The sequence below is a fragment of the Chryseobacterium sp. MMO-72 genome (genome assembly GCF_037146035.1).
Taxonomy (GTDB): Bacteria; Bacteroidota; Bacteroidia; order Flavobacteriales; family Weeksellaceae; genus Chryseobacterium; species Chryseobacterium indicum.
The window spans coordinates 1-26,651 of record NZ_JBBCWG010000008.1 but is presented as its reverse complement, the minus strand read 5'-3'; the positions used below and the strand labels follow the sequence as shown (position 1 = coordinate 26,651).

At 34.6% G+C, this 26,651-nt stretch carries 27 protein-coding genes; 10 read left to right on the top strand and 17 right to left on the bottom strand.

What is annotated here, in order from left to right; all coding sequences use genetic code 11:
• The first annotated feature begins 31 nt into the window (after positions 1 to 31).
• From aspA to WFH39_RS12110, 3 genes are all read left to right on the top strand, one after another.
• Positions 32 to 1,432 (top strand): aspartate ammonia-lyase, encoded by a 1,401-nt coding sequence (gene aspA / locus WFH39_RS12120; RefSeq protein ID WP_336690096.1) that lies wholly within the window; start codon positions 32 to 34, stop codon positions 1,430 to 1,432.
• Between the two features lie 89 nt (positions 1,433 to 1,521).
• Positions 1,522 to 2,376: a glycosyltransferase family 2 protein gene (locus WFH39_RS12115; protein ID WP_336690095.1), complete on the top strand. Its 855-nt coding sequence runs from the start codon at positions 1,522 to 1,524 to the stop codon at positions 2,374 to 2,376.
• Between the two features lie 305 nt (positions 2,377 to 2,681).
• Positions 2,682 to 3,749, top strand: a complete 1,068-nt coding sequence (locus WFH39_RS12110) for a hypothetical protein (RefSeq protein ID WP_336690094.1) — start codon at positions 2,682 to 2,684, stop codon at positions 3,747 to 3,749.
• Here the strand turns inward: WFH39_RS12110 and WFH39_RS12105 are convergent.
• Together WFH39_RS12105 and WFH39_RS12100 are read right to left on the bottom strand one after the other, a co-directional pair.
• A complete protein-coding gene (locus WFH39_RS12105) occupies positions 3,742 to 5,220 on the bottom strand; it encodes a lipopolysaccharide biosynthesis protein (RefSeq protein ID WP_336690093.1) in 1,479 nt (492 codons plus the stop codon). The genes WFH39_RS12110 and WFH39_RS12105 overlap by 8 nt on opposite strands.
• Positions 5,221 to 5,226: 6 nt before the next feature.
• The gene (locus WFH39_RS12100; RefSeq protein WP_336690092.1) at positions 5,227 to 6,018 is read right to left on the bottom strand and encodes an FkbM family methyltransferase; all 792 of its coding nucleotides are present in this window, start codon (positions 6,016 to 6,018) and stop codon (positions 5,227 to 5,229) included.
• 286 nt (positions 6,019 to 6,304) lie between these two features.
• On the opposite strand from WFH39_RS12100, the gene hpt reads away from it, so the two are divergent.
• The 3 genes from hpt to obgE all read left to right on the top strand — a co-directional run bounded on the left by hpt (position 6,305) and on the right by obgE (position 8,641).
• Positions 6,305 to 6,859 (top strand): hypoxanthine phosphoribosyltransferase, encoded by a 555-nt coding sequence (gene hpt, locus WFH39_RS12095; RefSeq protein ID WP_076392149.1) that lies wholly within the window; start codon positions 6,305 to 6,307, stop codon positions 6,857 to 6,859.
• Between the two features lie 136 nt (positions 6,860 to 6,995).
• The gene (locus WFH39_RS12090; RefSeq protein WP_235131467.1) at positions 6,996 to 7,577 is read left to right on the top strand and encodes an adenylate kinase; all 582 of its coding nucleotides are present in this window, start codon (positions 6,996 to 6,998) and stop codon (positions 7,575 to 7,577) included.
• Positions 7,578 to 7,657: 80 nt separating this feature from the next.
• On the top strand, positions 7,658 to 8,641 hold the full coding sequence (gene obgE / locus WFH39_RS12085; RefSeq protein ID WP_076392153.1) for a GTPase ObgE: 984 nt from the start codon (positions 7,658 to 7,660) through the stop codon (positions 8,639 to 8,641).
• 65 nt (positions 8,642 to 8,706) lie between these two features.
• On the opposite strand, the gene WFH39_RS12080 is transcribed toward obgE, so the two are convergent.
• Together WFH39_RS12080 and WFH39_RS12075 are read right to left on the bottom strand one after the other, a co-directional pair.
• Complete coding sequence (locus WFH39_RS12080) at positions 8,707 to 10,422, bottom strand: T9SS type A sorting domain-containing protein (protein ID WP_336690091.1); 1,716 nt, start codon at positions 10,420 to 10,422, stop codon at positions 8,707 to 8,709.
• Between the two features lie 23 nt (positions 10,423 to 10,445).
• Positions 10,446 to 11,588, bottom strand: coding sequence for a hypothetical protein (locus WFH39_RS12075; protein ID WP_336690090.1), 1,143 nt, complete (start codon positions 11,586 to 11,588; stop codon positions 10,446 to 10,448).
• Between the two features lie 270 nt (positions 11,589 to 11,858).
• Here WFH39_RS12075 and WFH39_RS12070 point away from each other — a divergent pair, with 270 nt between their 5' ends.
• Both WFH39_RS12070 and WFH39_RS12065 read left to right on the top strand, forming a co-directional pair.
• On the top strand, positions 11,859 to 12,347 hold the full coding sequence (locus tag WFH39_RS12070) for a DUF6438 domain-containing protein (RefSeq protein ID WP_235131464.1): 489 nt from the start codon (positions 11,859 to 11,861) through the stop codon (positions 12,345 to 12,347).
• Positions 12,348 to 12,432: 85 nt separating this feature from the next.
• Entirely contained in the window at positions 12,433 to 13,740 is a 1,308-nt protein-coding gene (locus WFH39_RS12065; protein ID WP_336690089.1) for a DEAD/DEAH box helicase, read from the top strand.
• Between the two features lie 35 nt (positions 13,741 to 13,775).
• On the opposite strand, the gene WFH39_RS12060 is transcribed toward WFH39_RS12065, so the two are convergent.
• From WFH39_RS12060 to WFH39_RS12015, 10 genes are all read right to left on the bottom strand, one after another.
• On the bottom strand, positions 13,776 to 14,543 hold the full coding sequence (locus tag WFH39_RS12060; protein WP_336690088.1) for a TatD family hydrolase: 768 nt from the start codon (positions 14,541 to 14,543) through the stop codon (positions 13,776 to 13,778).
• A 2-nt stretch (positions 14,544 to 14,545) separates the two neighbouring features.
• Positions 14,546 to 15,076, bottom strand: coding sequence for a DUF4269 domain-containing protein (locus tag WFH39_RS12055; RefSeq protein WP_336690087.1), 531 nt, complete (start codon positions 15,074 to 15,076; stop codon positions 14,546 to 14,548).
• Positions 15,073 to 15,423: a hypothetical protein gene (locus WFH39_RS12050; RefSeq protein ID WP_302717743.1), complete on the bottom strand. Its 351-nt coding sequence runs from the start codon at positions 15,421 to 15,423 to the stop codon at positions 15,073 to 15,075. Before WFH39_RS12050 ends, WFH39_RS12055 begins: the two co-directional genes overlap by 4 nt.
• A 6-nt stretch (positions 15,424 to 15,429) precedes the next feature.
• Positions 15,430 to 16,380, bottom strand: coding sequence for a GSCFA domain-containing protein (locus tag WFH39_RS12045; RefSeq protein WP_336690086.1), 951 nt, complete (start codon positions 16,378 to 16,380; stop codon positions 15,430 to 15,432).
• 85 nt (positions 16,381 to 16,465) lie between these two features.
• On the bottom strand, positions 16,466 to 17,437 hold the full coding sequence (locus WFH39_RS12040; RefSeq protein WP_076392171.1) for a polyprenyl synthetase family protein: 972 nt from the start codon (positions 17,435 to 17,437) through the stop codon (positions 16,466 to 16,468).
• 175 nt (positions 17,438 to 17,612) lie between these two features.
• Positions 17,613 to 17,831: a type II toxin-antitoxin system RelE/ParE family toxin gene (locus tag WFH39_RS12035; RefSeq protein ID WP_336690085.1), complete on the bottom strand. Its 219-nt coding sequence runs from the start codon at positions 17,829 to 17,831 to the stop codon at positions 17,613 to 17,615.
• A complete protein-coding gene (locus tag WFH39_RS12030) occupies positions 17,816 to 18,049 on the bottom strand; it encodes a hypothetical protein (RefSeq protein WP_336690084.1) in 234 nt (77 codons plus the stop codon). The genes WFH39_RS12035 and WFH39_RS12030 overlap by 16 nt, the downstream gene beginning before the upstream one ends.
• Before the next feature lie 108 nt (positions 18,050 to 18,157).
• Positions 18,158 to 19,300, bottom strand: a complete 1,143-nt coding sequence (locus tag WFH39_RS12025) for an inorganic phosphate transporter (RefSeq protein ID WP_087712448.1) — start codon at positions 19,298 to 19,300, stop codon at positions 18,158 to 18,160.
• Positions 19,301 to 19,320: 20 nt separating this feature from the next.
• The gene (locus WFH39_RS12020) at positions 19,321 to 19,959 is read right to left on the bottom strand and encodes a DUF47 domain-containing protein (protein WP_076392175.1); all 639 of its coding nucleotides are present in this window, start codon (positions 19,957 to 19,959) and stop codon (positions 19,321 to 19,323) included.
• A gap of 152 nt (positions 19,960 to 20,111) precedes the next feature.
• A complete protein-coding gene (locus tag WFH39_RS12015) occupies positions 20,112 to 21,806 on the bottom strand; it encodes a DEAD/DEAH box helicase (protein WP_288460614.1) in 1,695 nt (564 codons plus the stop codon).
• 358 nt (positions 21,807 to 22,164) lie between these two features.
• Between WFH39_RS12015 and WFH39_RS12010 the strand changes: the two genes are divergently transcribed.
• Entirely contained in the window at positions 22,165 to 22,833 is a 669-nt protein-coding gene (locus WFH39_RS12010) for a DUF2461 domain-containing protein (RefSeq protein ID WP_336690083.1), read from the top strand.
• A gap of 210 nt (positions 22,834 to 23,043) precedes the next feature.
• Here WFH39_RS12010 and WFH39_RS12005 read toward each other — a convergent pair whose 3' ends face one another.
• The 3 genes from WFH39_RS12005 to WFH39_RS11995 all read right to left on the bottom strand — a co-directional run bounded on the left by WFH39_RS12005 (position 23,044) and on the right by WFH39_RS11995 (position 24,771).
• Positions 23,044 to 23,673 (bottom strand): hypothetical protein, encoded by a 630-nt coding sequence (locus tag WFH39_RS12005; RefSeq protein WP_336690082.1) that lies wholly within the window; start codon positions 23,671 to 23,673, stop codon positions 23,044 to 23,046.
• A 1-nt stretch (position 23,674) separates the two neighbouring features.
• Positions 23,675 to 23,920, bottom strand: coding sequence for a type II toxin-antitoxin system ParD family antitoxin (locus WFH39_RS12000; RefSeq protein WP_336690081.1), 246 nt, complete (start codon positions 23,918 to 23,920; stop codon positions 23,675 to 23,677).
• Positions 23,921 to 24,036: 116 nt separating this feature from the next.
• Complete coding sequence (locus WFH39_RS11995) at positions 24,037 to 24,771, bottom strand: SLATT domain-containing protein (RefSeq protein ID WP_336690080.1); 735 nt, start codon at positions 24,769 to 24,771, stop codon at positions 24,037 to 24,039.
• Positions 24,772 to 25,064: 293 nt separating this feature from the next.
• Here WFH39_RS11995 and WFH39_RS11990 point away from each other — a divergent pair, with 293 nt between their 5' ends.
• On the top strand, positions 25,065 to 26,351 hold the full coding sequence (locus tag WFH39_RS11990; RefSeq protein WP_076392183.1) for an adenylosuccinate synthase: 1,287 nt from the start codon (positions 25,065 to 25,067) through the stop codon (positions 26,349 to 26,351).
• Positions 26,352 to 26,651: the final 300 nt, after the last annotated feature.

Here is a 26,651-nt window from a genome sequence, read left to right as displayed (position 1 = left end):
TTAAAGTCTCAAAATAATTAAAAAATCTGTAATGGAAAATTTCAGGAAAGAAAGCGATTTACTGGGAGTATTAGAGGTTCCGGTGAATGCTTATTATGGAGTACAGACGCAAAGAGCGATTAATAATTTTAAAATTTCAGGACAGCTTTTATCTTCATATCCGGAGTTCATCAAAGGATTGGCTTTCGTAAAAAAAGCGGCAGCCAAAACCAATTATGAGCTGGGTCTGCTGGATGAAAATATATATTTTACCATTGCTGAAGTTTGTGATGAATTAATCAACGGAGAACTGCACGATCAGTTTCCGGTAGATATGATTCAGGGTGGGGCAGGAACTTCCATTAATATGAATGCCAATGAGGTAATTGCCAACCGTGTTCTGGAAAAACTCGGGAAAAATAAAGGACAGTACGAATTCTGTTCACCCAACGATCATATCAATCTTTCCCAGTCTACCAACGATGCGTATCCTACGGCAATTAAAATGGGACTTTTGCAGATGAACATCTCTCTTGTAGAAAAACTGGAGAAAATTGTTGAAGCTTTCAGAGCGAAAGGGAAAGAATTTCAGGATGTCATCAAAATGGGACGAACACAGCTTCAGGATGCAGTTCCGATGACTTTGGGACAGGAATTTGAAGCCTTTGCCGCTACTTTGGAAGAAGATATTTCTAAATTAAATAACAATGCTAATCTTTTCGTAGAAGTTAATATGGGAGCCACTGCGATCGGGACAGGAATTAACGCTCCGGTTGGATACGCAACACTCTGCGCGAAAAATTTAGCGCAATTAACAGGTTTTCCTATAGTTTCTGCACCGGATTTGGTGGAAGCTACACCAGATACAGGTTCTTATGTGATCTATTCCTCAGCTATGAAACGTCTTGCTGTTAAGCTGTCAAAAATCTGCAATGATTTAAGATTGCTTGCTTCAGGACCGAGAGCCGGATTATCGGAAATCAATTTACCTCCGATGCAGCCGGGATCTTCCATTATGCCGGGAAAAGTAAATCCTGTGATTCCGGAAGTGGTGAATCAGGTTTGTTTTAAAGTTTTCGGAAACGATCTTACGGTAACTTTCGCAGCAGAAGCAGGACAGTTACAGCTCAATGTTATGGAACCTGTGCTTTCTCATGCGATCATGGAAAATATTCACTTTTTAAGCAATGCTCTGGATACGCTTCGAGAAAAATGTATCGTCGGGATTACGGCAAATAAAGAGGTTTGCCTGAACATGGTGAAGCACAGCATCGGAATTGTAACGGCTTTAAATCCTTACATTGGCTATAAACAATCGACAGCGATTGCCAAAGAAGCTTTGGAAACAGGAAAAAGTGTGTATAATTTAGTATTGGAAAAAGAACTTCTTTCTCAGGAAAAACTGGACGAAATTCTTGATCCTAAAAATATGCTGAAACCGCACAATAAATAAAAATAACGGTAAGCGATACCTGATGTTTGACTAAGAATACGACGTTTTTTATCAGGTATTGCTTATTATCCATCATCAATATCTTTCTTTTGAGATTTTTAATCATCATTCCTGCGCATAACGAAGAAAACAATCTTCCTTTTACATTAGATTCTTTACAACAGCAGAGTTTTAAGGATTTTAAAGTAGTGGTTGTTAATGACGGTTCTACAGACGGAACTTCAGAAGTCATCAGAAAATACACAGATCACGATTCCAGATTTGAAACACTTAATCTTCAGAAATCTGCGCACCAACCAGGTTCCAAAGTCGTTAATGCTTTTAAAAATGGCTTAAATACTCAGAATATAGAAGAGTTTGAGATCATCTGCAAATTTGATGCAGATGTCATTTTACCGGAAGATTATCTTGAAACGGTAGAAAATGCTTTCAGAAATAATCCGAAATACGGCTTGATCGGCGGTTTACTGTACGTTGAAAAAGACGGAGAATGGATTTACGAAGGAAATTCCAACAAACATCATGTTCGAGGTCCGATGAAAGCATACCGAAAAGAAAGTTTTATTGAAATGAAAGGTATTCGGGAAACATTAGGATGGGATAATATTGATGCCATTTTGCTGGAAAATCTGGGCTGGAAAGAAGTTGTTCTGCCTGAACTTCATGTGAAATTAATTAAAGTGAAAGGAGCAGATTATACCATAAAACCCGCAGATTATTATGGAAGATATTTTTATTTTTTAGGATTGAACCGGTTTTTAGCCTACATTGCTTCCTCAAAAGAAGCCGCGAAAAGCAAATCGGCTGCGTTTTTCTTTTCAATCATTAAATCGTATGAAAACTGCCGTTCTCAAAACTTAGAACTGAAAATTTCAAAAGAAGAACAGAAAGCTATCAACAATCAGCGTTGGAATATGCTGAAGAAAAAATGGCTGAAAATATAGTTGCAAAATTTTAGATTTGCCATTCAGAACAAAGCAAAATGTAGTGCAGAATCTAAAAAGCAGATTTCTCCTATCGTCGAAATGACAGTTTAAACTGCATTCCTTTGCTGAGTGAATAGTTTATGCTGAGCTTGTCGAGGTACCTTTGCGAGCTTAAAAGCGGTTAATATTTAAAAACTCTTGCGAACTTTGCGTTAAAATTAAGCATTATGATTAATTAAATATAAGCAAAAATAGAATCTATTCAATAGAAACGGATTTGAGTCCGTTTAACAAAATATAAAATTAGCCCAAACTTTAGAATTTTGAAAAAAATAGCCTACATAGAAATTGATACCCACGCCGAAATTGCTCAGGATTTTATCAATGTAATGAGCAGTTCCGGAGAATTTACCGTAGATTATTATTTTTCAAAAAAGATAAAAGATCAGATCATTGAATCCGGAGAGAACATTTTTCTGTCGGACAGTTCAATGATTTTAGACCAGTTGAAATTAAAAAAATATGATGTAATTATCATCGGAACGGTTCACCGTTATTTCAACACCTTTCTTGCCATTGTAAAAAAATACAATGCTTCCCTGATCGTTCACAATATGAACTTTATGAAATCTTCAAAGTTCAGCCTTATCAAAAGTATTTTTAAAGAAGATCCGATATACAGACTGAAATTGTTGTGGAAAGAAGGTTTGTTAAATGCATCGAAAGTTTATCAAAAAGCAGAAAAACTTCTAGTTTTGGATGAAGAGCTGAGTTCTGAAAGGTATACATTCCTGCCTCTTTTTTACACTAAAAATTTTAAAAAACCGGAAAATAATGTTTTGACCATTGTTATTCCGGGTGGAGTTTCCCAGCAAAGAAGAGATTATAAAAGAGTTTTTTCAATCATAAACAATCTTGAAAAGTTAAATAAACATGCAGATTCTGAAAATAAATTCATTGAATTTGTCTTTTTAGGAAAAGCAAAAAATGAAGAATTGAAGGATATAATTGATTTAGAACGTTCTTTGGAGTATATCCATATTACCTATTTTTCAGAGAGAGTTTCTCAAGCCGATTTCGAAAACTGGATGAATAAAGCAGACGTTTTATGGTGCCCGATTCAGCAGAAAACCCGGTTTTTCAGTCAGGAAGAAATCTACGGCAAAACAAAAATGACGGGAAATCTTGGAGATGCTATCAAATTTGGAAAACAGGCTGTTTTTCCTTCAAATTATGCATCGAAATTAAACTTTATTATTCCTGAGCAAAAAGATATTCTGGAGCAGTTTAAATCACTTAAAGACAGTCAATTCGATTTTCAAAAAGATTTCGATAAAAAATCTGTTCAGCAAAAACTCGAAAAGCTTCTAAAAGAGTTGATTTCTATTTAAATTTAAAAATACTTTTAATAAAATTTTTGTTCAGATAATCTTCTATAGGGAAAATCTTAGTGAAATAATTTCCAATAAAGATCAGTATAAGAACAATAGCAGGTTTGTAGATCATGTTGATGAAATTACTGTCGAAATTCGGTAAAACAATGGCAACCGTAACTGCTAAAGTACAGATAATGGATACAAAAATCATTTCAATCGTTAAAGGAGACACTTTAAACATCACATAGTTGAAAATAATCTTGATGACATTGTAGGTGGTAAGAGAAATCGCGGTAGACAAAGCAATTCCGCTTAATTTTAGTTCTGTATTTTTAATAAAATAAAGATTCAGCCCAATGGTAAGTCCCGCCAGTAAAAGCATGACAACAATATTGAATTTATAATATTTTGAAAGGGAAATGATATTTCCGTTAAAACCTGTTGCTAAATCTACCAGAACGGCTGATCCCCAGATCCATACAACCGGTTGATATTCTCTTAGAAGAATTCCATTTTTCGGCATGAAATACGTTAAATAAGGAAATCCTACCACGATGCAGGAAAACAGAACAGCCCCTAGAAAATAAAGCGTAAGCGATGTTTTTTTATGAAATTTATCTAAACCTTCCATATCGCCGTCTGCAAGATTTTTGCTGATAATGGGCGCAGAAACATTAAATAATCCGAGCTGAGGAATAGAAATCAGGGAAATCAAAGCGTAAAGGGTGGCATAAATTCCGTTTTCCTCCATTCCCAGATATTCTCCGATCATTAAGCTGTTGATCGCTAAATAATTTCCGAAAGTTCCCAGAAAACCAAAAAAACTGTAATTGAAAAACTCTTTCCAGAAACCATCTTTCTTAAAGTAATCTGTACTGAAATCCAGATTGATTTTATCCAGCTTATTGGTATAACGGATGTATCCGAAAAGCATTAAAGCAAACATTCCGAAGAAAAAAGTAAACGCAGTTTCCTGAGAAAGAGTGAAATAAAAAAAGAGGCAGAATGCTCCTAAATTGGCAATTTTCGGAAAAAGATTATCAAAAATATTGGATACAACAATTCTTTTATAGTTGGATGTGTATTTGTTAAAAATCGCACAGAAAGAAAGGATAAGAACCAGCGGTAAAATGATTTCCTTCGCTCTCCATGCTTCCGTAAGTTTAAATTTAGGATAAACATAGGGCAGGATGAAAAATATTAACGAAAAAATAAGAAAATTTATAAAAACAGCAAGTAAAGAAAGAGAAAGCATATTCTGCTTTTTGCCGTCCTGATCCACTTTATGAAAAAACTTTACATTGGAATAGGAAATTCCCATCACCACAAACGGAACCAGAAATTCTGCGCTGGGAAGAATGTACCGGAGTTTTCCGTAAAATTCAAAGTCGTTCGGGAAAATAAAAATTGCGGAAACCGTTCCCAGTAAAAAACCAATATATCCAATGATGGAATATTTAAAGCCCTGCCTTGCTACTACACTCATCTTTTATTAGTTTTTTGGAATAAAAATAATATTGTTGATGTATTCCGTTTTATTTTTTTCGTCGCTGATATTTTTTAAAAGAATTTCTTCCGTTAATTTTTTAAGCTCAAAAGTGTGTCTGTTCAGGTAGTTTGCATCATAACCCCAGGATTCAACTTCTGAAATTTCATCCCAAATCGGAGTGTGGTGGTGTCTCTGTTCCATTTCCACCATTAAAGTAGGAGAAAACTTACTGATGATTTGTTTTGCTCCTTTAAGGGTTTTCATTTCATTGCCTTCCACATCAATTTTAATAAAATCCAGTTTTTTGAAATGTTCAATGGCTGCCCATTCGTCCAGCTTTATCACTTTTACTTTTTCGGTGTAGCTTTTTTCTTCGCCTTTTTCTTTATAATCGGTGTTCAGAGTACCTCTTGAAGCAACCATTTTTCCGTTAATCACCGGAACTTTAAATTCTGCGGTCGTGTTTTCATCAGAAAGCGCCAGAGGAAAAATGCGAATTGCGGGAAATAATCTTTTCAGGCGGCGGTATAATTTTTTATTGGGTTCAAAAGCATAGATGTTTTCATGATCCAGCTTGTTTTCCAGTTGATAAAGGAAAGTTCCTACATTGGCTCCGATGTCAAAAATAACAGCATTTTTAGGCAAAAACTCTTTAATCCAGACTAGTTCCGGCTCTACATTCCGCGACGAAAAATTATCTTTGGTAAGATTATTTAAACTTTTAAAATATCTTTTTTTATAAAAATTCGGGCTTATATATTGCAGCTTCTCAGCGATTCTTTGGTACAGAGACATTGTAGGATTTTTGGACTAATCAGCAAATATAAGAAAAATGGTTAAAACAATGTTAAAATAATAAGATTGTAAATATTTGATATTTAGTGTTTTGTGTATTTTTTTAATTTAGATTTAATTTTAAATCAGTTCTTTTGTTTTTCAGCAGTATTTTTCATATTTTTCTAATGGCTTGTATAATAACGGATTGGAATGAAAAAAGTAAATGATTTTAAAAACTCTTAGTATTTATCCATTAAAAACTTTCGTCAAAAATCCGTAACTTTGCCACCTACTAAAATTTTTTATGGAGAGTATTAAAGTTCACGACAAAACTTTCGTTCCTTATCTGGAGGATGCCGAGATTCAGGAGATTGTAAAAGCTACGGCTTTAAAGATTTATGAAGATTATAAAGATGAAGTTCCTGTTTTCATAGGCGTTTTGAATGGGGTAATTATGTTCTTCTCAGACCTTCTGAAGCATTATCCCGGACCATGTGAGATTGCTTTCATCCAGATGAGTTCTTATGTGGGAACAGAATCTACAGGAATTGTTTACCAGAAAATGGAGTTGACAAAGGATGTAAAAGACCGCCACATCATTCTGGTAGAAGATATTGTAGATACCGGAAATACAGTAGAAAGTCTGTTCAAGTATTTTAACGAGACACAGCGTCCGAAATCTGTAAAAATAGCTTCATTCCTTTTGAAACCTGAAGTGTATAAGAAAGATTTCAAGCTGGATTATATCGGGAAAGAAATTCCAAATAAATTTGTTTTAGGGTACGGTCTGGATTATGATGAATTAGGAAGAAACTTACCTAATCTGTACCAGTTGGAAGACGGACAAATCAATCATTAAAACGCTGTTGGCTATTAGCTGATAGCTTTTAGCTTAAAAGTAAAATAAAGTAATAAATTTAATAATAACTTAAAAACAGCTAAAAGCAGGAAGCAGCCAAAAAAGCAATGCCGATTGCCGGAAGCAAAACAACATTATGATAAACATCGTTCTGTTTGGTCCTCCAGGAAGTGGAAAAGGAACACAAGCACAAAACCTGATCGAGAAATTCAATCTGAAACAAATCTCAACAGGTGATCTTTTCAGATTCAACATGAAAAATGATACCGAGCTTGGAAAATTGGCAAAATCTTACATTGATAAGGGAGAATTGGTTCCGGATCAGGTAACAACAGATATGCTGATCGATGAGATCAGAAAACCAACCGATGCGGCAGGATTTATTTTCGACGGTTATCCGAGAACAGCGGTTCAGACGGAAGCGTTGGAAAAAATAGTGAAAGAAGAACTGAATGATGAAATTGATGTATGCCTTTCTTTAGTGGTTGAAGATTCAATTTTGGTAGACCGATTATTGAAAAGAGGAGAAATCAGCGGAAGATCAGACGACAGCAATGTGGAGATCATCCAAAACAGAATAAAAGAGTACTACACAAAAACAGCAGAAGTAGCCGAGCTGTACAAGCAGCAAGGTAAATATGTAGAGATCAACGGTGTCGGAGACATCAATGAAATCTCTGAAAAACTTTTCGCTGAAGTAGAGAAGTTTCAAAAGTAAAAATTTTTGATTCAAGGTTCAAAGTTCCAAATTCAAGGTTAAAACTTTGAACCTTCAACATAAAACCTTGAATTAAAATTATGTCAAATTTTGTAGATTACGTAAAGATTCATTGTAAAAGCGGTCATGGAGGAGCAGGTTCTGCGCATCTCCGCCGTGAAAAATATATTCCTAAAGGCGGTCCGGATGGAGGAGACGGAGGAAGAGGAGGACACGTCATCATGAAAGGAAATGCCAACGAATGGACTTTACTTCCTTTGCGTTACACGCGACACGTAAAAGCGGAGCGTGGTGAAAACGGAGGAAAGAATCAGTTAACAGGAGCTTACGGAGCCGATGTCTATATTGAGGTTCCTATCGGAACGATTGCTAAAAATGAAGATGGCGAGATCATTGGTGAAATTCTGGAAGACGGTCAGGAAATTATCCTGATGGAAGGAGGAATGGGAGGAAAAGGAAACGAACACTTCAAATCTTCTACCAACCAGACTCCGAGATTTGCGCAACCAGGAATGGACGGACAGGAAGGATACGTCGTTTTTGAGCTTAAAATCCTTGCGGATGTAGGACTTGTAGGATTTCCGAACGCTGGAAAATCAACATTATTGTCTTCTGTTTCTGCGGCTAAACCTAAAATTGCAGATTATGCTTTTACCACGTTAACTCCTAATCTTGGAATTGTAGATTACAGAAATTACAAGTCTTTTGTAATGGCAGATATTCCGGGGATTATTGAAGGAGCGGCTGAAGGCAAAGGTTTAGGACACCGTTTTTTAAGACATATTGAAAGGAATTCCATCCTGTTGTTTTTAATTCCCGCAGATTCTGAAGATCATTTTCAGGAATTTAAGATTCTGGAAAATGAATTAAAGGAATACAATCCTGAATTGCTGGATAAAGATTTTATTATTTCTATTTCAAAATCTGATCTTCTGGATGAAGAGCTGAGGAAAGAAATTTCCGCAGAATTCCCGGAAAACAGGCAGCCTTTATTTTTCTCAGGCGTTACCGGAGAAGGTCTTATGGAACTGAAAGATGTGATCTGGAAGAAGTTGCATGGGTAGAATGTTAACTTATACTGAATATAAAAGGAGAAACAAAAGCGTTTCTCCTTTTTTAGTGTCAATGATTATTTCTTTATAAACTTTTTTGTTATTTTTCCTTCTTTAGTTTCGATCGTAATGAGATACGATCCTGAAGGAATATGTTTAATATCAATTGTATTTCCATTCAATACAGTATTAATTTTCTTCCCCGAAATATCATAAATATTTACATTTTCAACTTTTAAAGTGGATTGAATCGTTAAAAAATCAGAAGCGGGATTTGGATATAAATTAATATCACTTCCATGTACATCAGGAAGTTTCTTCCTTAAATCCATAAATAATTTCACATTTTGTTTTTTTCCTTCAATTTCTCCTTCACATGGTTCTCCGCATCCTTCAATTTTGGCATAATATTTAGCGCCGTTTTTAATGTAAGTATTGGGTAGCAATGTAATACTTTCTCCTGCTTTCATTGTAATATTTTTTCCTGCATCTATAACATAGGCTGTATTTGTAATAATAGTATTACTCGCATGATAGGTATGGATATTATTTGTTTCCTGTGAATTTTTTACAATATTTGGGACACAATTATTACTTGTATTGTTGGTATTAAGAGTAGGAACTAATTGAGGAAACAAATTAGGATTTGTACTGGAATAGCCGGGAGATATATTTAGATTGTACAAATCTAAACTGGCTCCGCCAAAAACATCAGGATTATTAATTTTACCAATGTAGTTATTTTGAATATAGGCATATTTGAAATAAATATCACCGTATTTATTTCTTTGAATTCCTTGAAAATCTACACTTCCGGTAATGGTATTTGCTATGCTGTTGTATATAATGTTGTTATTTGTAGATGCCAACATATTAACAGCATATATATTAGTCGAGAGGTGTGTTCCTACATATAAAATAGAACCATCTTTGTTGAATTCCGTCAAGATGGGAGTAAGACTGGCAATTGTTAGTTCATAGGCATTTGTTATTTGTCCTGTACTGTCGTCAAAAGAGTATACTCTTCCTTCATTATAAGAGTTTACAAAATCTTCAGAGCTAAAACTCAGATAATGTGAAAAACTTTTGCACAATGATCTTAATTTTGGAGAAGCCTTGATATAGGCATAATGCTGAAAAGGAGAAGGATAAGCATTTTCAATATTCAAACTACTGGTTACGGGATTATTTACAAAGCCTGTATTGTTTAAGGGATAACTATATAATTTTGTCATTGTAGGAATTAACACCCAAAAAGAAGCATTATCTATTTGCGGAACAATAGTAACTCCTTTTGCTGTTGTAAAATCATTTCCAAATTCATCTAAAATAGGAATATTTGTCTGGCTTTGTACAACATCACCAAGAGAAAATCCATCAAGTCCAAGATTTCCTAAAGACATATTTACAACTGAATATCTCGCTACAAAGGTGTTTGATGATGAGACGACCCCGCCACTGAAAATATAGTATAGATTAGGATTGGAAGGATGTTTCACAATAGCTATTTGCATAGGAGTTTCCTGCATTATGTTACCTCCATTTGGCATTATAGTATGCTCTCTGGTCCATACTGAAATTCCGTTAGTGTAAAATAATAATTTCCCATTACTGTCGCTTACAGAAGCGGAGGCTCCATTTGTAGTCATTTGGCTGTTGGTAAATACTATTGGTGACGGAGAGGAAAAATTAATTGCGGCATAATTCCCAAAATACCAGTTATCATTTTCTCCTTGAGCGAAAGTTAATAAAGGAAATAAGATTAATATAATTGCGATATAAAACTTTTTCATGCATTAGAATTTTATATAATTAATTATTTAACTTTTTTCTCAAGCGCTTCAATTCTTTTCTGTTGCTCTATGGTATAAAGCGTAAGTTCTTCAATCTTCTTCAGAAGTAGAATATTCATTTCCTTAAGTTCAATACCATTTTTAATAGCTTCTTCCGTTGTAGGAACTTCCGGAAGATGTCCGTTTTCTTTGATAAATTTTTCAACACTATTTAATGGCATTAATTTATAACCTTTCTCAAAAACGTAATCTGCCCATCCGTTATTAGCAGCAATATCTACTTTTACTTTTTCAGTTTTAATTCCGTCTTTTACAAAAAGTTTATATTTTTCACCATCCGCAGCGATTCCATCTACGGGCAACTGATTGCTAAACTGCCCGATTCCGATTGTCCCGTTATTTCCTACAATCCAATTTCCTATGTTTAACTCATTGTTTGGCGACGTCGCATTGTAGGGTACAATGTTCGTTCCTATAAATATATTGTTACTTCCAGATGTAATATATCTTGCATTAGAACCTCCTAAATTAATATTATTTGATCCTGTTGTTAACGCTCTGAAGGAATTTGCTCCTAATATCACATTTAAACTTCCGTTTCCAATATATCTCGTGGCACTATTTCCTAAAGCGATATTATCATCTCCCACAAGTGCTCCTGATCCCATTGCTCCCAGTCCTATTCCGATGTTTCCTGTACCTCCCTGCATGTTCTCCAAAGCATTAGTTCCTATTGCAACACTAAATGTAGCAGAAGGTGTATTTCGCATGGTGCCACTACCTACCGCAGTATTTGAATTACCATTTGTTAATGAAGCCAAAGCATTACTTCCCAATGCAACATTACCTGAGGATGTGGCGTTTTGCGTTAATGTTCCCATACCAAACGCTGTGTTTAAAATACCTGTAGTATTGCTCATACCACCGCCAAAAAGCAAGTTTTTATCCCAGATCTGACCTGTATATCCTATATTATGAAATGAAAACTGACCAGTTGGTGTAATTCTCATTTTTTCATCATTGTTTATTTTAATAACAAGGGGTTGATTATCTAAAGTTCCTATAAAATTTGTTCCTGGAGTTGTTCCTGTGTTTCCTGTAAGATTCCATTGAGCGTTTGCTGTAATACCTAATATAACAGAAAGTAGAATGATTGTTTTTTTCATGATTATTAAATTAGATACAAATGTAACTATGAATAAAATAAAATTCATCGTTAAATGGCCTTTTTATAATGCTTTTTATTTTATATATTTATAATTTGTATACATAATTGTCTTTGAAAAATTCATAAATAATTATGATTCTATGGTGAAAAAATCGTATTATGCTGAACTAACCTTAAAAAAGTATAAAAAGGTAATATTTATAGTCTATATAATTCAATGTTTTCACTTTTGGAACAATTATTGAGAGAAACCACTCAAATGTAAGCTATGAAATATTTACTAAGCCTTTTGGCTTTTATCTTTTTATTTTCGTGTACTTCTCAGAAAAACGGTTCAAAATATTCGAAAATTGAATATGAAGCAGGCGCTTGTTTCGGATCCTGTCCTATTTTTAAAATAACAGTAAATCCTGACAGAATGGCTGTATTTGAAGCAGAACACTTTAATTTTTCAAAAGGATTTTCAAAAGGCGAGTTCGATAAACCTCGTGAAGGAACTTTTAAAGGGACAATAAAACAGGAAGATTATAATACATTAATTGCTTTATTGGATGACTTGAATGTAAAGAATCTCAATGAAAAATATGGCGAGCGAAATATTACAGATCTTCCCACTTCCCATTTGAGAATCAATTTTACAGACGGAACTTCAAAACATGTTGAAGATTACGGCAAAAAGGGAACTGAAAAACTTGAGAAATTGTATAGGTTTTTTGAGGATTTAAGAACCAGTCAGCAATGGACAAAAGTAAAATAATTAATTAAAATATTTAAGCTACCTTTGCAAAATATAATTCCTTCATTTTGAAGGAATTTTGTTTTAATTATTAAATACAATTTATTTGAATTTTACAGACTTACATTTAATTGATCCTATTGCAAAAGCAATTCAGGAACAAGGATATACCAACCCGACTCCAATTCAGGAGAAATCCATTCCGGAAATTTTAAAAGGTAAAGATTTTCTGGGTTGCGCGCAGACAGGGACAGGAAAAACGGCAGCTTTTGCGATTCCTATCCTCCAGAATCTTGCTCAGAACAAATTTCCAAACAAAAATATAAAAGCTTTAATCTTAACGCCTACAAGAGAACTGGCAATCCAGATTGAAGAAAACATCAATGCTTACGGAAAATATTTGCCTTTAAAGCATCTCGTGATTTTTGGAGGTGTAAAGCAGGGAAATCAGGAAGCTGCGCTGAAAAAAGGAGTTGATATTCTGGTCGCGACACCGGGAAGACTTCTGGATTTTATTGCTCAGGGAATCATCAGCTTAAAAAATCTTGAAATTTTTGTACTGGATGAAGCCGACAGAATGCTGGATATGGGTTTTGTGCACGATGTGAAAAGAATTATTAAACTTTTGCCTCAAAAAAGGCAGACTTTGTTCTTCTCTGCAACCATGCCTTCAGAAATACAGAAACTGGCAGATTCTATTCTTAATAATCCCGTAAAAGTAGAAGTTACTCCGGTTTCATCTACCGCAGAAACCATTAAACAGTCGGTTTACTTTGTAGAGAAGGATAATAAACTGAATCTTTTAACGCATATTTTAAGGAACGATATTTCAGATTCTGTCTTGGTTTTTGCAAGAACGAAACATGGTGCGGATAAAATTGCGAGAAAACTACAGAAAGATGATATTACAACAGAGGCTATTCACGGGAATAAATCCCAGAATGCGCGTCAGAATGCTTTAAGTAATTTTAAATCCGGAAAAACCAGAGTTTTGGTGGCTACAGATATTGCAGCGAGAGGAATTGATATTGATGAGCTTAAGTACGTTGTTAATTTTGAGTTGTCCGATGTTTCCGAAACCTATGTTCACAGAATCGGAAGAACGGGTAGAGCAGGAGCGGAAGGGACTTCTATTTCATTTGTAGACGGTCTGGATCTGCTGAATCTGCGCAATACAGAAAAACTGATCGGAATGAAAATTCCTGTGGTAAAAAATCATCCGTTTCATACAGACGATCTGGTTGCTCAGAAAAGAGATTCGAACAACAAGCCAGTTCCTGCAGGAGGGGAAAAACCGAAACAGGCAAGAGGAAATTCTTCAAAATTCAGCCGAAATAAGTCAAAGCCGGATAACGGAGCGGCATCGGTTGGTTTTAAAAAGCCTAAGAATAAAAATTTCACCAGAAAGAAATAATACAAAAGCCTTCCGGATCCGGAAGGCTTTTATGTTTAATGCTGAACGAATATTTTCTTCGCATTTTCAGTTGTAATGCTGTCAATCTCCGAAAAATCTACTTTATAGAGATCAACCAGTTTTCCGGCAACCAGATCAAGATAAGAACTCTCGTTGCGCTTTCCTCTGTGCGGAACCGGAGCTAGATAAGGAGAATCTGTTTCCAGAACTATTTTATCCAACGGAATTTCATGCAGAAATTGATCTATTTTACCATTTTTAAAGGTTACAACACCTCCGATCCCTAAAATGAAATTCAGTTCAATTGCCCGTTTTGCCTGTTCTAAATTCCCTGAAAAACAATGAAAAATCCCTCTAAGTTTCGGATGTTTTTTTCTTTCCAGCACTTCAAAAGTCTCATCGAAACTTTCTCTGGTATGGATTACGATGGGAAGATCTTTTTCAATTGCCCAGTCGATTTGCTGTTCAAAAGCTTTCACCTGAATATCAAGGGTGGTTTTATCCCAGTACAGATCGATTCCGATTTCTCCAATGGCAGGAAAAGACCTTTGATCGAGATAATTCTTAACGATTTCGAGTTCTTTTTCCCAGGATTCCGGTTTTACGTAGCAGGGATGCAATCCCATCATCGAAAAGATATGTTGCGGATATTCAGCTTCCATTCGGAGCATTTTTTCGTGAGATTCCGAATCGATTGCCGGGAGATAAAATTCTGTAATTCCTTTATCTAATGCTCTCTGAATGGCTTCTTTTCTGTCTTCATCAAATTCTTCTGCGTATAAATGTGTATGTGTGTCAATCATTTTTATATCATTTTTAACAGGTCTTCGTAAGGTTTTTCCAAATTCAGCAAGATACCGAAAGCGGGTTCCGTTTTGATGCCCTGTTTTTTTAATTCTATTATTCTCTGCTTAAAATCTTCACCTTTTTCCTGTAATATTTTGTATTCGGCAATCATATGAAGGTAGGCGTTCTGTTTGGTTGCTGGTCTGCTCTGTCCGAAAATTTCTATAGAAAATTCTTCCAGTCTGAAATTCATAACAATTGCTTTTTCGTTTTCAATCATTATATTTTCCACCGTAACTTGTGTTTCTGCAGGTACAATTTTCTTAAAGCTCAATTCTTCTAAAAAATCCTCTTCAAAATTAAGATCAACTTCGCAAATAATGTCTAAATCACTATCTTCAATATCAATTTCTATGGGAATAGTTCCTGCCAAAATGGGAGAATACTCCTTCAGCTTTTCAAAAATATGATATCTCGTTAAAACTTCATAAGCTCTTTTTTGCCTTTCATTTCCGATCTTCAGATAGTCGATCTTTGTGAAATCAATCATTTTGATTCTATTGAATTTGGAGACTCAACATGATGGGTGTTTATCTGATGTAAAACTTCATTTGTGATGTCTTTTCCTCCCGTAAAGTTTCTGTAAAAAGAGGCAATACTGAAAATAGGTCCGAAAGGAATTCCCCACCACCCAAAAAATAAAGTCAACAGCGAATATTTCCAACTGTATTTTGAGGAAGACTCATCAGATTTTATAAAATAAATATCACTTGGTCTTTTTGATGATAGGAAAATAATTGAAATTGTATATGAAAAAACTACGAATTTAGCACCTTTCTGTAATTCATCATTTAATTGATCGGTTGATAATCCTTCTGTGTTTTTAATAATAGCCATTAGTTTTTAAAATATTTTATGCTTTACTTTTTTTCGCTGAGCTTCGATTCTTAGGTTTAATTTTTCTTTAAATTCGATGTATTTCGGATCTTTTTCGTCGTTGGTTTTATGCTCCAACGCTTTGTGGATTTTAAAATTTTCTTTAATAAAATCTTTTGTCTCATCCGAAAAATAAGCATTTCCGAATTTTTCGAAAATGTAATTAATTGCCTGATTGTTAGGATGAATCATATCTTCTTTGTAAAAACGGTAATCGCGGAGATCGTCCATCAAGATTTCATAAACCGGAAGATAATGACAGTAATCCAGCTCATCGATCATCTCATGAATTGCAGTGATCAGTTTAGATTTACTCAGCTGATTTTCAATCATTCCGTCTTTTGTATGGCGAACCGGAGAAACAGTAAATAAGATCTGAACATCGTCCGGACAGATGTCTTTGAGGTTTAAAATTGTATTGTACACAGAATCTGTAAGTTCCTGAAAGGTCAGAAGTCTTTTTTCAAAGAATTTCTGAGGAATTTTATGACAATTAGCGACGAGCTTGTTTTTAGGCGTAAATTCGTAAATAAATGAGCTTCCGTAGGTGATAATCACCCAGTTGGATTTTTGGAGAAAAGAATTTCCCTCCTCAAGACAGGAATTTATTTTCTGTAACGTCTGATGAACATATCTTGTGTCAAAACTTGAGTGGTGATCCAGAGAAATGAATTCATCATTGAAGGTAATCAGCTCATCTTCATGATAAAATTCGGCATCATGAAGTCTTTTAACCGCGTTATTGATTGAAAAAGGGTTGAAAATCGTTCCGAAAGGATTATTGATGGTCTGCAATTGCCCCTGCTGAAAAAGATCCGACATTTCAGAGGCAAAACAGGAACCAATCGAAAATATTCTATCTTCAACTTCAATCTTCTTCTGCGATTCTTTGATATCAACTTCGGTTCTGAATTTCATTTAATCAATTTGAAAATTTGAGAATGTGTCAATTTGAAAATTTAAGGTTTATGCTTACTCATTTTCAAATTGACTTATTATCAAATTATGATTCTCTTCTCAATAAATAATTGGCAAGTTCTGCAAACGGCTTTTTCTTTTCTTCCGGAATATCGATTTTCTGAAGATAGCTTTGTCCGATTTCGTTATGTTTTTCAATAAGACGTAATGCTTTTTCATCTACTTTCGTTCTTCTGAAAATCTTTTCCACACCGTATACTTTGTCGATATTATCGGTCTTTTTAGAGTACCAGTAATCCAGCTCTTTTCTTTCTTCTTCTGTAGCGTGTTCTCTCGCCATCAGGTAAAGAACGGTTTTTTTGTTTTCGTAAATATCTCCGGCGTGTTTTTTTCCGAATTGTGCCTGATCTCCGAAAACATCCAGATAATCGTCCATGATCTGGAATGCAATTCCGATATGTTTTCCGAAGTTAAAAATGGCTTTTGCATCCTTGAAGTTTGCTTTAGCAATCAATGCTCCGATTTCAAAGGAAGAAGCGCTTAAAACTCCTGTTTTGTAGGTAATCATTCTGATGTAATCGTCAAACGTTACATTTTCCTGAGTTTCAAAATTGATATCATATTGCTGTCCTTCGCATAAAAGTAGTCCTGTATGGGTAAAAATCCTGATGCACGCTTTGAAAATCTCAGGCTCAAGATCTTCGAAAAATTTATAGGCTTTCAACATCAGTCCGTCTCCTGAAAGAATTCCTACGTTAATTCCATGTAAGGTATGAATCGTTGGTTTGTTTCTTCTTAATGGTGCTTCATCCATAATGTCATCATGGATCAGCGTGAAATTATGGAAAAATTCAATTGCCAGAGCCGGCTTTATTGCCTCTTTAAGATCGCCGCCAAATAAATCGCAGGCCATTAGAACCATGATCGGACGAAGACGCTTTCCTCCGTGCGAAATAATATAGTTCATGGGTTCGTAAAGTTCTGTTGGCTTATCTTTGAAAGTATATTTGGTAATGGCATCCGCAACAATCTGCTGATATCTGTCTAAAAATTCCATAAATTCTAATAGTTTAAGCAAAAATACAATTTTTCAGGGCTTTATAAAACAAAATCCTCACCGTTTTAAGAGTGAAGATTTATTATTAGGTCAAAAATTATTTTAATTGAACTGTATCCGGATTTTTACTTCCATGTCGAATGGTGAGAATATAAATTTTATGATCTACACATTCTTAATAAAGAAGGTATTTATGAACAATCTTTACGGAAACGTTTGGTATATCTGTCTTTCTTCCGATATCCGGAAATTCAGAAAGTAATTCTAAATTATTTTTGATTAAATTATTAAGCTTTATACTGAATGAGTTGGATTTGTTCCTGTTAATCCAATACTGAAGGATATCAAGCCATTCATTGCTGGCTCTTTTTGTCCAGATTATTTGTTTAGCCATGCATTTATTTCTTTCTGAAAATCTTCATCAGATAAAACACTTCCTTCTTTTATTTCTGTTCTTGCTTCCGAAACTGCTTTTTTTTCTTCTTCATTGGTTATGTAGATTTCTTCATCGTTTTGAAATTCAAGAAGCTGCAATAGTTCTTTTAATCTTGCTTTGTTGGTAATACCTGTGATCTGATTAATCAGGTCTATTTGTAATTCTGCGGTGCTCATAGCTTATAATTTAATCCATATAAAATTAATAAAAATTTTAAACTTTAAAAAAACAAAAAACTTTGCCCGAATGAGCAAAGTTTTATTATTTTGAGTAATCTCAGTTGTTTAAGACAATGCAGTTACTGCAAGGTAAGTAATTCCTGCAACAATTGCAGAGATCGGGATGGTAAGAACCCATGCCCAAAGAAGGCTTACGGTGATTCCCCATCTTACGGCAGAAACTCTTTTCGTAAGACCAACCCCGATAATTGAACCTGTAATCGTGTGTGTGGTAGAAACAGGAATCCCGAAGTGATCTGTAATGAATAACGTAATAGCACCTGCTGTTTCAGCACTTACTCCTTCCAGAGAAGTTACTTTGGTAATTTTTGTACCCATGGTTTTGATGATCTTCCATCCACCGCTCATTGTACCCAAAGCGATCGCGATAAACGAAACCAGAGGGACCCAGATATAATGCTGTGCGAAATAATCAAAACGTGCTGCTGATTCAAGATTTAAATAAATCGGATCGTGAAGCATTTCAACGTGATAGTAAATTAATGCTGCTCCAATGATTCCCATTACTTTCTGCGCATCATTAAGACCATGTCCTAAACTGAAAAGCGCTGAAGAAGCAAGCTGTAATTTTTTGAAAGACTGGTCAGCTTTGTGCGGGTTTGATCTTTTATAAAGGTGAACAATAATTAAAGTAATGATAATTGAGATAATCATCCCGATAATCGGAGCCATGAAAATGAAAAGGAAAATAGGGATTACCTTATCAAATTTCACAACGCTCTGGTGCGTTACCTGCGAAGCGGCTGCCTTTACGGTTTCCCAAGTCCCTAATTCCGGCTGTGCTGCTGCAACGTTGTGATAATCCATCATAAAAGCGTGCATTAAAGCTGCTCCTAAAAATCCTCCGATCAAAGTATGTGAAGAGGAGGAGGGAATACCAAACCACCATGTTAAAAGGTTCCACGCGATTGCCGCAACAAGACCTGAAAAGATAACTTCGAGGGTGATAAAATTCTCATTAACTGTTTTGGCAATTGTATTACCAATTTTAAACTCTCCGATGATGTAAGCAGCGATGAAGAATGCTGCAAAATTCCAGAGTGCTGCCCAAAGAACTGCCTGGAACGGAGTTAAAACTTTTGTAGAAACAATAGTCGCAATTGAGTTGGCTGCATCATGAAAACCATTGATGTAATCGAATATTAAAGCCAATGCAATAATAACTATAAGTAAAATCGGAAATTCCATTGTTTAATTATAATTATTAATTAAGCGTATTTAATCATGATGTTTTCAATCGTGTTGGCAACATCTTCTGCTTTGTCAGTTACGACTTCAAGATAATTAAGTACAGATGAAACTTTGATAATGTTGATCGCATCGTTTGTTTCAAACAATTCTACCATAGAATTGGATAACAAATCGTCTGCAATGTTTTCGATAGAGTTTACTTTGATACAAGCTTCTTTTACCTGCTCCATATTTTTGAATCCTTTCAGGTTTTTCATTGCATTCTGGATCTCAAGACAAGCTTTGTGAATCAGTAATGAAAAGTCTGAATAAGCCTTCATTTCCGGCGATTTGTAAAGGAAAATATATTTTGTAGAAGCGTAGATGTAATCTGCGATATCGTCTAATCCTGTTGCTAAAGTGTGGATGTCTTCCCTGTCGAAAGGAGTGATGAAGTTTTTCCCCAGTTCTACGAAGATTTCGTGAGTAAGCTCATCATTTTTGTGTTCGTAATCGCTCATCTTTTTCAACATAGAATCGTCATTCAGATCGAAATCTTTGATTCCGTGGTTGAATTCCTCAGACATTGCTACAAGGTTTTCTGTTACTTTTTCGAAAAGCACAAAGAAGATTTTATCTTTCGGTTGAAAAGCGTGGAAAATATTACCAATTCCCATTGTAAAGTTTTTATAATTCGTGTGCAAATTTCTTAAAAAACCGCCTTACCTGAAAGGGGATAACGTTAAGTTTTGTTAACATTGGATGAACGCCTGATTATCAAATAAAAAAACCGACTTTACAGCCGGTTTTAGGTATATTTTCAGTAAGATTAATTAGCCTCTTCAGCTCTCATTTCCTTACCTCTGAATTTCATTGTAGAAATATTGCTCAAAAGATCTCCTTTGAAAGATTTTTCAACCTCGAAGAAAGAGAATTTCTCTAGAATTTCGATGTCTCCGATCTCGGCTCTTTTTTTGCTTTTTCCTGAAGATGTCGCTTTATTGATGATATCTAAAACGTCAAGTTTTTTCAGTTGGTCTTTTTTACCAAGATTGAAGAAAAATCTAACCATATTTTCGTTCTTTCTTCTTGGTTTTGCACCACGTTCTCTTCTGTCGCTTCTTTCTCCACGTTCCCCTCTGTCGCGGTCTCTTCCTCTGTCACGGTCTCTTCTGGAACCTCTGTCGTCATCTCTGCTGCTTAGTTTCTGCTCCACAAGATCATGTCTGTCTTTGTAGTACATTGCAAGATCCTTTAACTGGAACTGAAGAAGTTTGTGTGCCAGTTCTTCTTTGGTAAATGCCGATAAATCCGGAATCAGAGAATCATCAAATTCAAAGAAATCCTCGTGAATTTCGAAAAGACTTTCGAAAACTCCACCAACCTGAGCTTTGATAATATCGTCACCGGTAGGAATTTTGCCTTCCGTGATTTCAATTTTCGTAGCCGATTTGATCTGTTTTAATTTTCTGCTTTCTTCAGGCTTAATTAAAGACATTGAAATTCCGTCTTTTCCTGCTCTTCCTGTTCTTCCGCTTCTGTGTACGAATACTTCAGGATCGTCCGGTAAAGAATAGTGGATAACATGGGTAAGAGAATTTACATCCAGACCTCTCGCTGCAACGTCTGTTGCTACAAGAATATCAATATTTTTCAGTCTGAATTTCTTCATTACCGTATCTCTTTGCGCCTGAGAAAGATCTCCGTGAAGTGCATCTGCTGCATAACCGTTCTGCATTAAGAAATCGGCAACTTCCTGAGTTTCCATTCTTGTTCTGCAGAAAATAATGGAGTACTGATTCGGGTTAGAATCAATTAATCTCTTTAAAGCTTCTTTTTTCTGACGGTAACCTGCCACATAATATTCATGCTTAATGTTCTTTTTAACCTCGTTAATAGAACCTACAGAAATTCTGTGCGGCTTTGTAAGATAGTTTTTGGAAATTCTTTCCACTTCCTTGTTCATCGTTGCAGAGAAAAGGAAAGTCTGTTTTGTTTCCGGTGTTTCGCTTAAAATGGTTTCCAATTCGTCTTTGAAACCCATGGAAAGCATTTCATCTGCTTCATCCAAAACCAACCAGTGAATGGCAGAAAAGTCTAAAGCCTTTCTGTTAATCAAATCGATTACTCTTCCCGGAGTTCCCACAATAATCTGCGGTTTGTCCTTCAGAGATCTCATTTGCTCCATAATACTGCTTCCACCATAAACGGCTGTCGTTTTGATGTTCTGCATGTACTTAGAATAATTCTTTATGTCTTTAGCAATCTGAAGACATAATTCCCGTGTCGGACAAAGCACCAAAAGCTGGATTTTGCGACTCGTTTCGTCAATCATATCCAAAATCGGAAGCGAAAATGCTGCTGTTTTGCCTGTCCCCGTCTGCGCAAGTGCGATCAAGTCGCGAATATCTGAAAGAATAAAAGGGATAGTCTGTTTTTGGATTTCTGTCGGGCTTTCGTAGCCCAGTTCGCCAATTGCCTTAAGAATATCAGGACTTAAATTGGTCTCCGTAAATAAATTCATTAAATATTATAAAATTTTTGCAAATATACAATAAATATTTGATTTGTTTTTGAATTATTTTTAAATAATTAAACTTAAATTCAGAATCCTTTAATCTTTTACTTTTATTTTGAAAATTAAATGCAAAAAAACAGGGTCCAAATTATAAAGATGTTAACCATTGTTTTTTTTTATTAGATGTGTTTTATTTTTTCTCTGGAATTTATGAATTTTCAAAAATTTTAAATTTTCAGATCCATTTAAATTCTTTATTTGGTTATTTGTGTGGAAAAAGTATAATTGAAAACAGTTCGGTTTTTGTACATTTGAATCATTACAAATTATCAGTTTTACAATTTAAAATAAAAAACTTTACAGAATGATGTCTGCAACAATTTCTCCAAAAGTATTCGAGTTTCTTAATCAACTCACCGTTAACAATAACCGCGAATGGTTTACGGAAAATAAAAACCTTTACACGGAATCTCAGGAAAATGTGATTGCTTTCCTTGATGATCTCATTAAAGAAATGGCAGGTTTTGATGATGAGCTGGGAAAAATTGATGCCAAGAAATCTCTGTTCAGAATTTACAGAGATACACGATTTTCAAAGGATAAAATTCCTTATAAAACGAATTTCGGAGCTTCACTGGGAATGGGAAAAGGAAGTCAGAAAGGCGGATATTATCTTCATCTGGAACCGGGGAAATCATTTATTGCAGGAGGAATCTATATGCCGGAATCTTTGGTTTTAAAGGAGTTGAGAAAAGAAATTTCTTTGTATGGAGAGGATTTTCTTAAAGTCATCAATAACAAAGATTTCAAAAAGTATTTTCAGGATCTTGATCAGGATGATAAGCTGAAAAAGATTCCGCAGGGTTTTGAAAAGGAAGATCCGATGGGAGAGTATCTCAAACTGAAAAGTTTTATCGTGGTTTATAATCTGAAAGATGAAGACGTTTTCGATAAAAATGCCGTGAAAAACCTTTCCAAAATCTTTAAAGTGATGAAGCCTTTGAATGATTTTCTGAATACGCCGTTTTTGTAGGTGAATTTGTTCAACCCTCACAGGTTTTCAAAAAACTTTGAGGGTTAGGATTAATAAATAGTATAAATCAAAACGTGGAAATTCTTACGAATCATAGTTTTGAATATGTTGTAGCGTTGTATACATCAATGAAACTTCGCAAAATCTAGCAATTCATTTTGTTTGTCATTCCACAGGAATCTAGACTGTGATAGGTTTGCGGAATGATGATTATTTAGCTTCTGATAATGTCCAATCAAGGTACATATTCGTATTAATAAGATCAATGAGAAGATCGTCTAATTTTCTGCAAAAATGTCCTTCTAATATTAATGGAGGTTGTTTTAATTCTTCTTGTAATTGTTCTTTAGTGTAGTAATAGCTGTTTGGGTCATTGTTATCATAACGGCTCGGATTACAAATTTTATGTTTTAAGAGAACATTTACTAATTCTTCAAGTATTATTTCTCCCATTCCTAATACTTTTTCCCAGTGATCATCAAGTTCATTAATTATTAAATTATATTTTCCATCCCAAATATTATAATCTTTGTAGTAAATTCTTATTAACCTTTCTTTATTTAGTTGATTAATTAAATGAAAACGAGCGGTTATTCCACCTTGAGCGCTTCCGTAAGAAATTACTTTTTTATCTCTTTTGAGAATGAAAAGTGGTCCTGGTCCTACAAATTGATCTTCAAATCTTCTGGTTTCTATAAATTTTTTAGAATTATAATGAAAACAAAATGTGTCTTCACATTCCTCGGTATCTTCTTCTAAAATATCTACATTGTCTCCAAAGTTTTTTAAAATATATTCTCTTGCTATTTTTGTAAACTCCTCTTTAATATTTTTCTGCATTTTATTTTACGTGCTTTTTATGAAGATTGTTTAAGAATTTATTGCGATTAAAATTTTTAATGAAACCTGAGTTTTCGCCTTTTATTAATTCATTGATTAATTCTGATTTTTTAGATTCCTCATACTCAAACATTCGTAATGCAGCTCTCACAACTTCACTTGCAGAAGAGAATTTTCCAGATTTAATCTGTTGACTGATAAAGTTCTCGAAATAATCGCCTAATAAGATTGATGTGTTTTTTGCCATTATTTTAATTTTAAATCAAATATACCAATTATTGGTATTCGTTCAGAATTAATTAATACTTAATGAACCAACAAATAATTTAGACCTTCAAAATGTGGAAATTCTGACGAATTCTATTAAGGATTATCATGGAACTTGGGTGTTGATTTCGGATGATTAGCTATTTCCTGAGAAGATGGGGGCGAGGATTTAGGTTTTAAGGAGCAAATAATAATAATAAGCAACGGGGTTAAAATGATTATTAATGAATACCATCCATATCTTATCCAAAAATTTTTTCTTTTAATATTTTTTATATCATCCTTAGAAATCTCTTTAAAATATTCGCGATGGTTTATTTTAAAATTATCATAATCTATAGATAAATGATTTTCATATTTAGATAATATTGTTTGATATTCATTTGATAATTTAATAGCAAAATTCCTTTTTTCATAATCACTGCTATTTTCAGACATAGTTTTAAATATTCTTAGCTCATTATATAATTTGCTTAATTCTAAACTACAATTGTGAAAGTCTTTTGCTCTTAAATTGTAGTTTTGCGAATTCTCATATAGAGATAAAACTAAAAGTATAATACTTAATGCGGTCACTACATAATTAATTAAATCAAAATTCATTTTAGAATTTATATTATAAACGGATACCAATCCTGCAATTATTAAGTATGCAGATAAAAATGCTAAACTAATATTTGACATTTTTGAAACGATTGATAATCTTTTGTCGGCTTCAAATCTAGCTCCTTTTGTTGACCAAATCTTATAGCTTAATTCTTCTAAAAAACTTTTCTCTAAATATTGTTTTGAACCTGCAAATATAGATTGAGTCTCTTCTGTATTACTCATTTAATAGTCTTTATTCTTTTAATAAATCGTATTCGAATTTTTGAAAATTCATCTTGAACTTTATGTTTTGATTTCCCAAGTATTTCTGAAAGTGTATACTTGTGTCCTATAAAAATATTTTTACATGGTTAATATTTATTAGTTAATACTCCAAATATAACTATTATAACAATATCAACAATTACGGTTTCCCTCAACCTCATAATTTCCACCCAAAAAATAAAATCCGCCACAAATTTGCCCACCCAATTTTTTAAAAGTAATTTTGCATGAATCTAAAATAAAAGTAAAATATGTCAACTTACGTAGTTGTAGGTCTTCAGTATGGAGATGAAGGTAAAGGAAAAATCACGGATGTTTTATCGGCAAAATCAGATTACGTTGTACGTTTCCAAGGGGGAGACAACGCGGGTCACACGGTTTATGTAGGTGAAGAGAAATTCGTTTTGCACCTTCTTCCATCGGGAGTTCTTCAGTGCAAAGGGAAATGTATCATTGCCAACGGAGTAGTGGTAAATCCTAAATCTTTCATTAAGGAGGTGAATCAGATCGAAAGCAAGGGCTTAAAGACAGATCACATTTTCATCAGCAGAAGAGCGCATGTCATCATGCCTTACCACATTCTTTTGGATACGTACCGTGAAGAAGAGCACGGAGGAACGCAGATCGGGACAACGAAAAAAGGAATCGGACCTTGCTATGAAGATAAAATTGCAAGAGTGGGAATCAGAATGATTGACCTTTTGAATCCTGAGATCTTAAGAGACAAAATCGAGAAAAACTTAAAAATCAAGAATTCTCTTTTTGAAAAATACTTCGGAAAACCTACATTGGATGTTGAAGAAATTTACAACGAATATTTAGAAATCGGAAAACAGCTTCAGGACAGAATTGTAGATACAGAACTTGAACTGAACGAAGCGATCAGAGACGGTAAAAATGTTCTATTCGAAGGAGCGCAAGCTTTAATGTTGGATATCGACTTCGGAACGTATCCTTACGTAACTTCTTCTTCTCCATCTACAGGAGGCGTTTGTACGGGAGCGGGAGTTCCGCCGACTTCATTGCAGAACTTAATTGGTGTTGCCAAAGCATACTGTACAAGAGTAGGAAACGGACCTTTCCCTTCAGAACTGGATAACGAACTGGGTGAGAAAATCAGACAGATCGGAGGAGAATTCGGAGCAACGACAGGTAGACCGAGAAGAACGGGTTGGTTAGATCTTGTTTCTTTAAAGCACGCTTGTATGATCAACGGAATCAATAATTTAGTGATTACAAAATTAGACGTTCTTACAGGAATTGAAAATCTGAAAGTAGTTACGCATTATAAAACCGAAGACGGAAAAATCATCGATTATTTCACTTCATCCACCGAAAAATTATACAACTACGAACCAATTTATCAGGATTTACCGGGTTGGAACGAAGATATCACGAAAGCAAGAAGCTACGACGAACTTCCGCAAACGGCTCAGGAATACATCGAGTTTATCGAAAAATATTTAGGAATCAACGTTTATTTAGTTTCTGTTGGTCCTGAAAGAAGTCAGAACATCATCAGAAAAGAATTATTCTAAGAATATTTTTTAACATACAGTAAAGAGATCATCAAACGATGGTCTCTTTTTTTATGAATAAATTTATAAAGCTAAATTTCCGCTTTCTGTTCATTCCGTAAATTTCAGCTATCAACTATCAACCAATTCCCTTTTTCAGAAGCTATTTCCAGCTTTCGCTACTCGCTTTTTCTTAGTTTCGGCGGGGGGGGGGGGGGGGCGGGCCCGGACGATATAAATATATAAGAGGGGGGGCGATGGGGGGGGATAAAATTAGGAGGTTTTTTATTTTTTTTTGAAATTTTTTTATTAGAGGTTTTT

What these genes read in the sequence shown, in the direction of transcription:
- aspA (WP_336690096.1), top strand. Translation starts at nt 32, where the DNA reads ATGGAAAATTTCAGGAAAGAAAGCGATTTACTGGGAGTATTAGAGGTT.
- WFH39_RS12105 (WP_336690093.1), bottom strand. Translation starts at nt 5,220, where the DNA reads ATGAGTGTAGTAGCAAGGCAGGGCTTTAAATATTCCATCATTGGATAT.
- WFH39_RS12100 (WP_336690092.1), bottom strand. Translation starts at nt 6,018, where the DNA reads ATGTCTCTGTACCAAAGAATCGCTGAGAAGCTGCAATATATAAGCCCG.
- hpt (WP_076392149.1), top strand. Translation starts at nt 6,305, where the DNA reads ATGGAGAGTATTAAAGTTCACGACAAAACTTTCGTTCCTTATCTGGAG.
- WFH39_RS12090 (WP_235131467.1), top strand. Translation starts at nt 6,996, where the DNA reads ATGATAAACATCGTTCTGTTTGGTCCTCCAGGAAGTGGAAAAGGAACA.
- obgE (WP_076392153.1), top strand. Translation starts at nt 7,658, where the DNA reads ATGTCAAATTTTGTAGATTACGTAAAGATTCATTGTAAAAGCGGTCAT.
- WFH39_RS12080 (WP_336690091.1), bottom strand. Translation starts at nt 10,422, where the DNA reads ATGAAAAAGTTTTATATCGCAATTATATTAATCTTATTTCCTTTATTA.
- WFH39_RS12075 (WP_336690090.1), bottom strand. Translation starts at nt 11,588, where the DNA reads ATGAAAAAAACAATCATTCTACTTTCTGTTATATTAGGTATTACAGCA.
- WFH39_RS12070 (WP_235131464.1), top strand. Translation starts at nt 11,859, where the DNA reads ATGAAATATTTACTAAGCCTTTTGGCTTTTATCTTTTTATTTTCGTGT.
- WFH39_RS12060 (WP_336690088.1), bottom strand. Translation starts at nt 14,543, where the DNA reads ATGATTGACACACATACACATTTATACGCAGAAGAATTTGATGAAGAC.
- WFH39_RS12055 (WP_336690087.1), bottom strand. Translation starts at nt 15,076, where the DNA reads ATGATTGATTTCACAAAGATCGACTATCTGAAGATCGGAAATGAAAGG.
- WFH39_RS12050 (WP_302717743.1), bottom strand. Translation starts at nt 15,423, where the DNA reads ATGGCTATTATTAAAAACACAGAAGGATTATCAACCGATCAATTAAAT.
- WFH39_RS12045 (WP_336690086.1), bottom strand. Translation starts at nt 16,380, where the DNA reads ATGAAATTCAGAACCGAAGTTGATATCAAAGAATCGCAGAAGAAGATT.
- WFH39_RS12040 (WP_076392171.1), bottom strand. Translation starts at nt 17,437, where the DNA reads ATGGAATTTTTAGACAGATATCAGCAGATTGTTGCGGATGCCATTACC.
- WFH39_RS12035 (WP_336690085.1), bottom strand. Translation starts at nt 17,831, where the DNA reads ATGGCTAAACAAATAATCTGGACAAAAAGAGCCAGCAATGAATGGCTT.
- WFH39_RS12030 (WP_336690084.1), bottom strand. Translation starts at nt 18,049, where the DNA reads ATGAGCACCGCAGAATTACAAATAGACCTGATTAATCAGATCACAGGT.
- WFH39_RS12025 (WP_087712448.1), bottom strand. Translation starts at nt 19,300, where the DNA reads ATGGAATTTCCGATTTTACTTATAGTTATTATTGCATTGGCTTTAATA.
- WFH39_RS12020 (WP_076392175.1), bottom strand. Translation starts at nt 19,959, where the DNA reads ATGGGAATTGGTAATATTTTCCACGCTTTTCAACCGAAAGATAAAATC.
- WFH39_RS12015 (WP_288460614.1), bottom strand. Translation starts at nt 21,806, where the DNA reads ATGAATTTATTTACGGAGACCAATTTAAGTCCTGATATTCTTAAGGCA.
- WFH39_RS12010 (WP_336690083.1), top strand. Translation starts at nt 22,165, where the DNA reads ATGATGTCTGCAACAATTTCTCCAAAAGTATTCGAGTTTCTTAATCAA.
- WFH39_RS12005 (WP_336690082.1), bottom strand. Translation starts at nt 23,673, where the DNA reads ATGCAGAAAAATATTAAAGAGGAGTTTACAAAAATAGCAAGAGAATAT.
- WFH39_RS12000 (WP_336690081.1), bottom strand. Translation starts at nt 23,920, where the DNA reads ATGGCAAAAAACACATCAATCTTATTAGGCGATTATTTCGAGAACTTT.
- WFH39_RS11995 (WP_336690080.1), bottom strand. Translation starts at nt 24,771, where the DNA reads ATGAGTAATACAGAAGAGACTCAATCTATATTTGCAGGTTCAAAACAA.
- WFH39_RS11990 (WP_076392183.1), top strand. Translation starts at nt 25,065, where the DNA reads ATGTCAACTTACGTAGTTGTAGGTCTTCAGTATGGAGATGAAGGTAAA.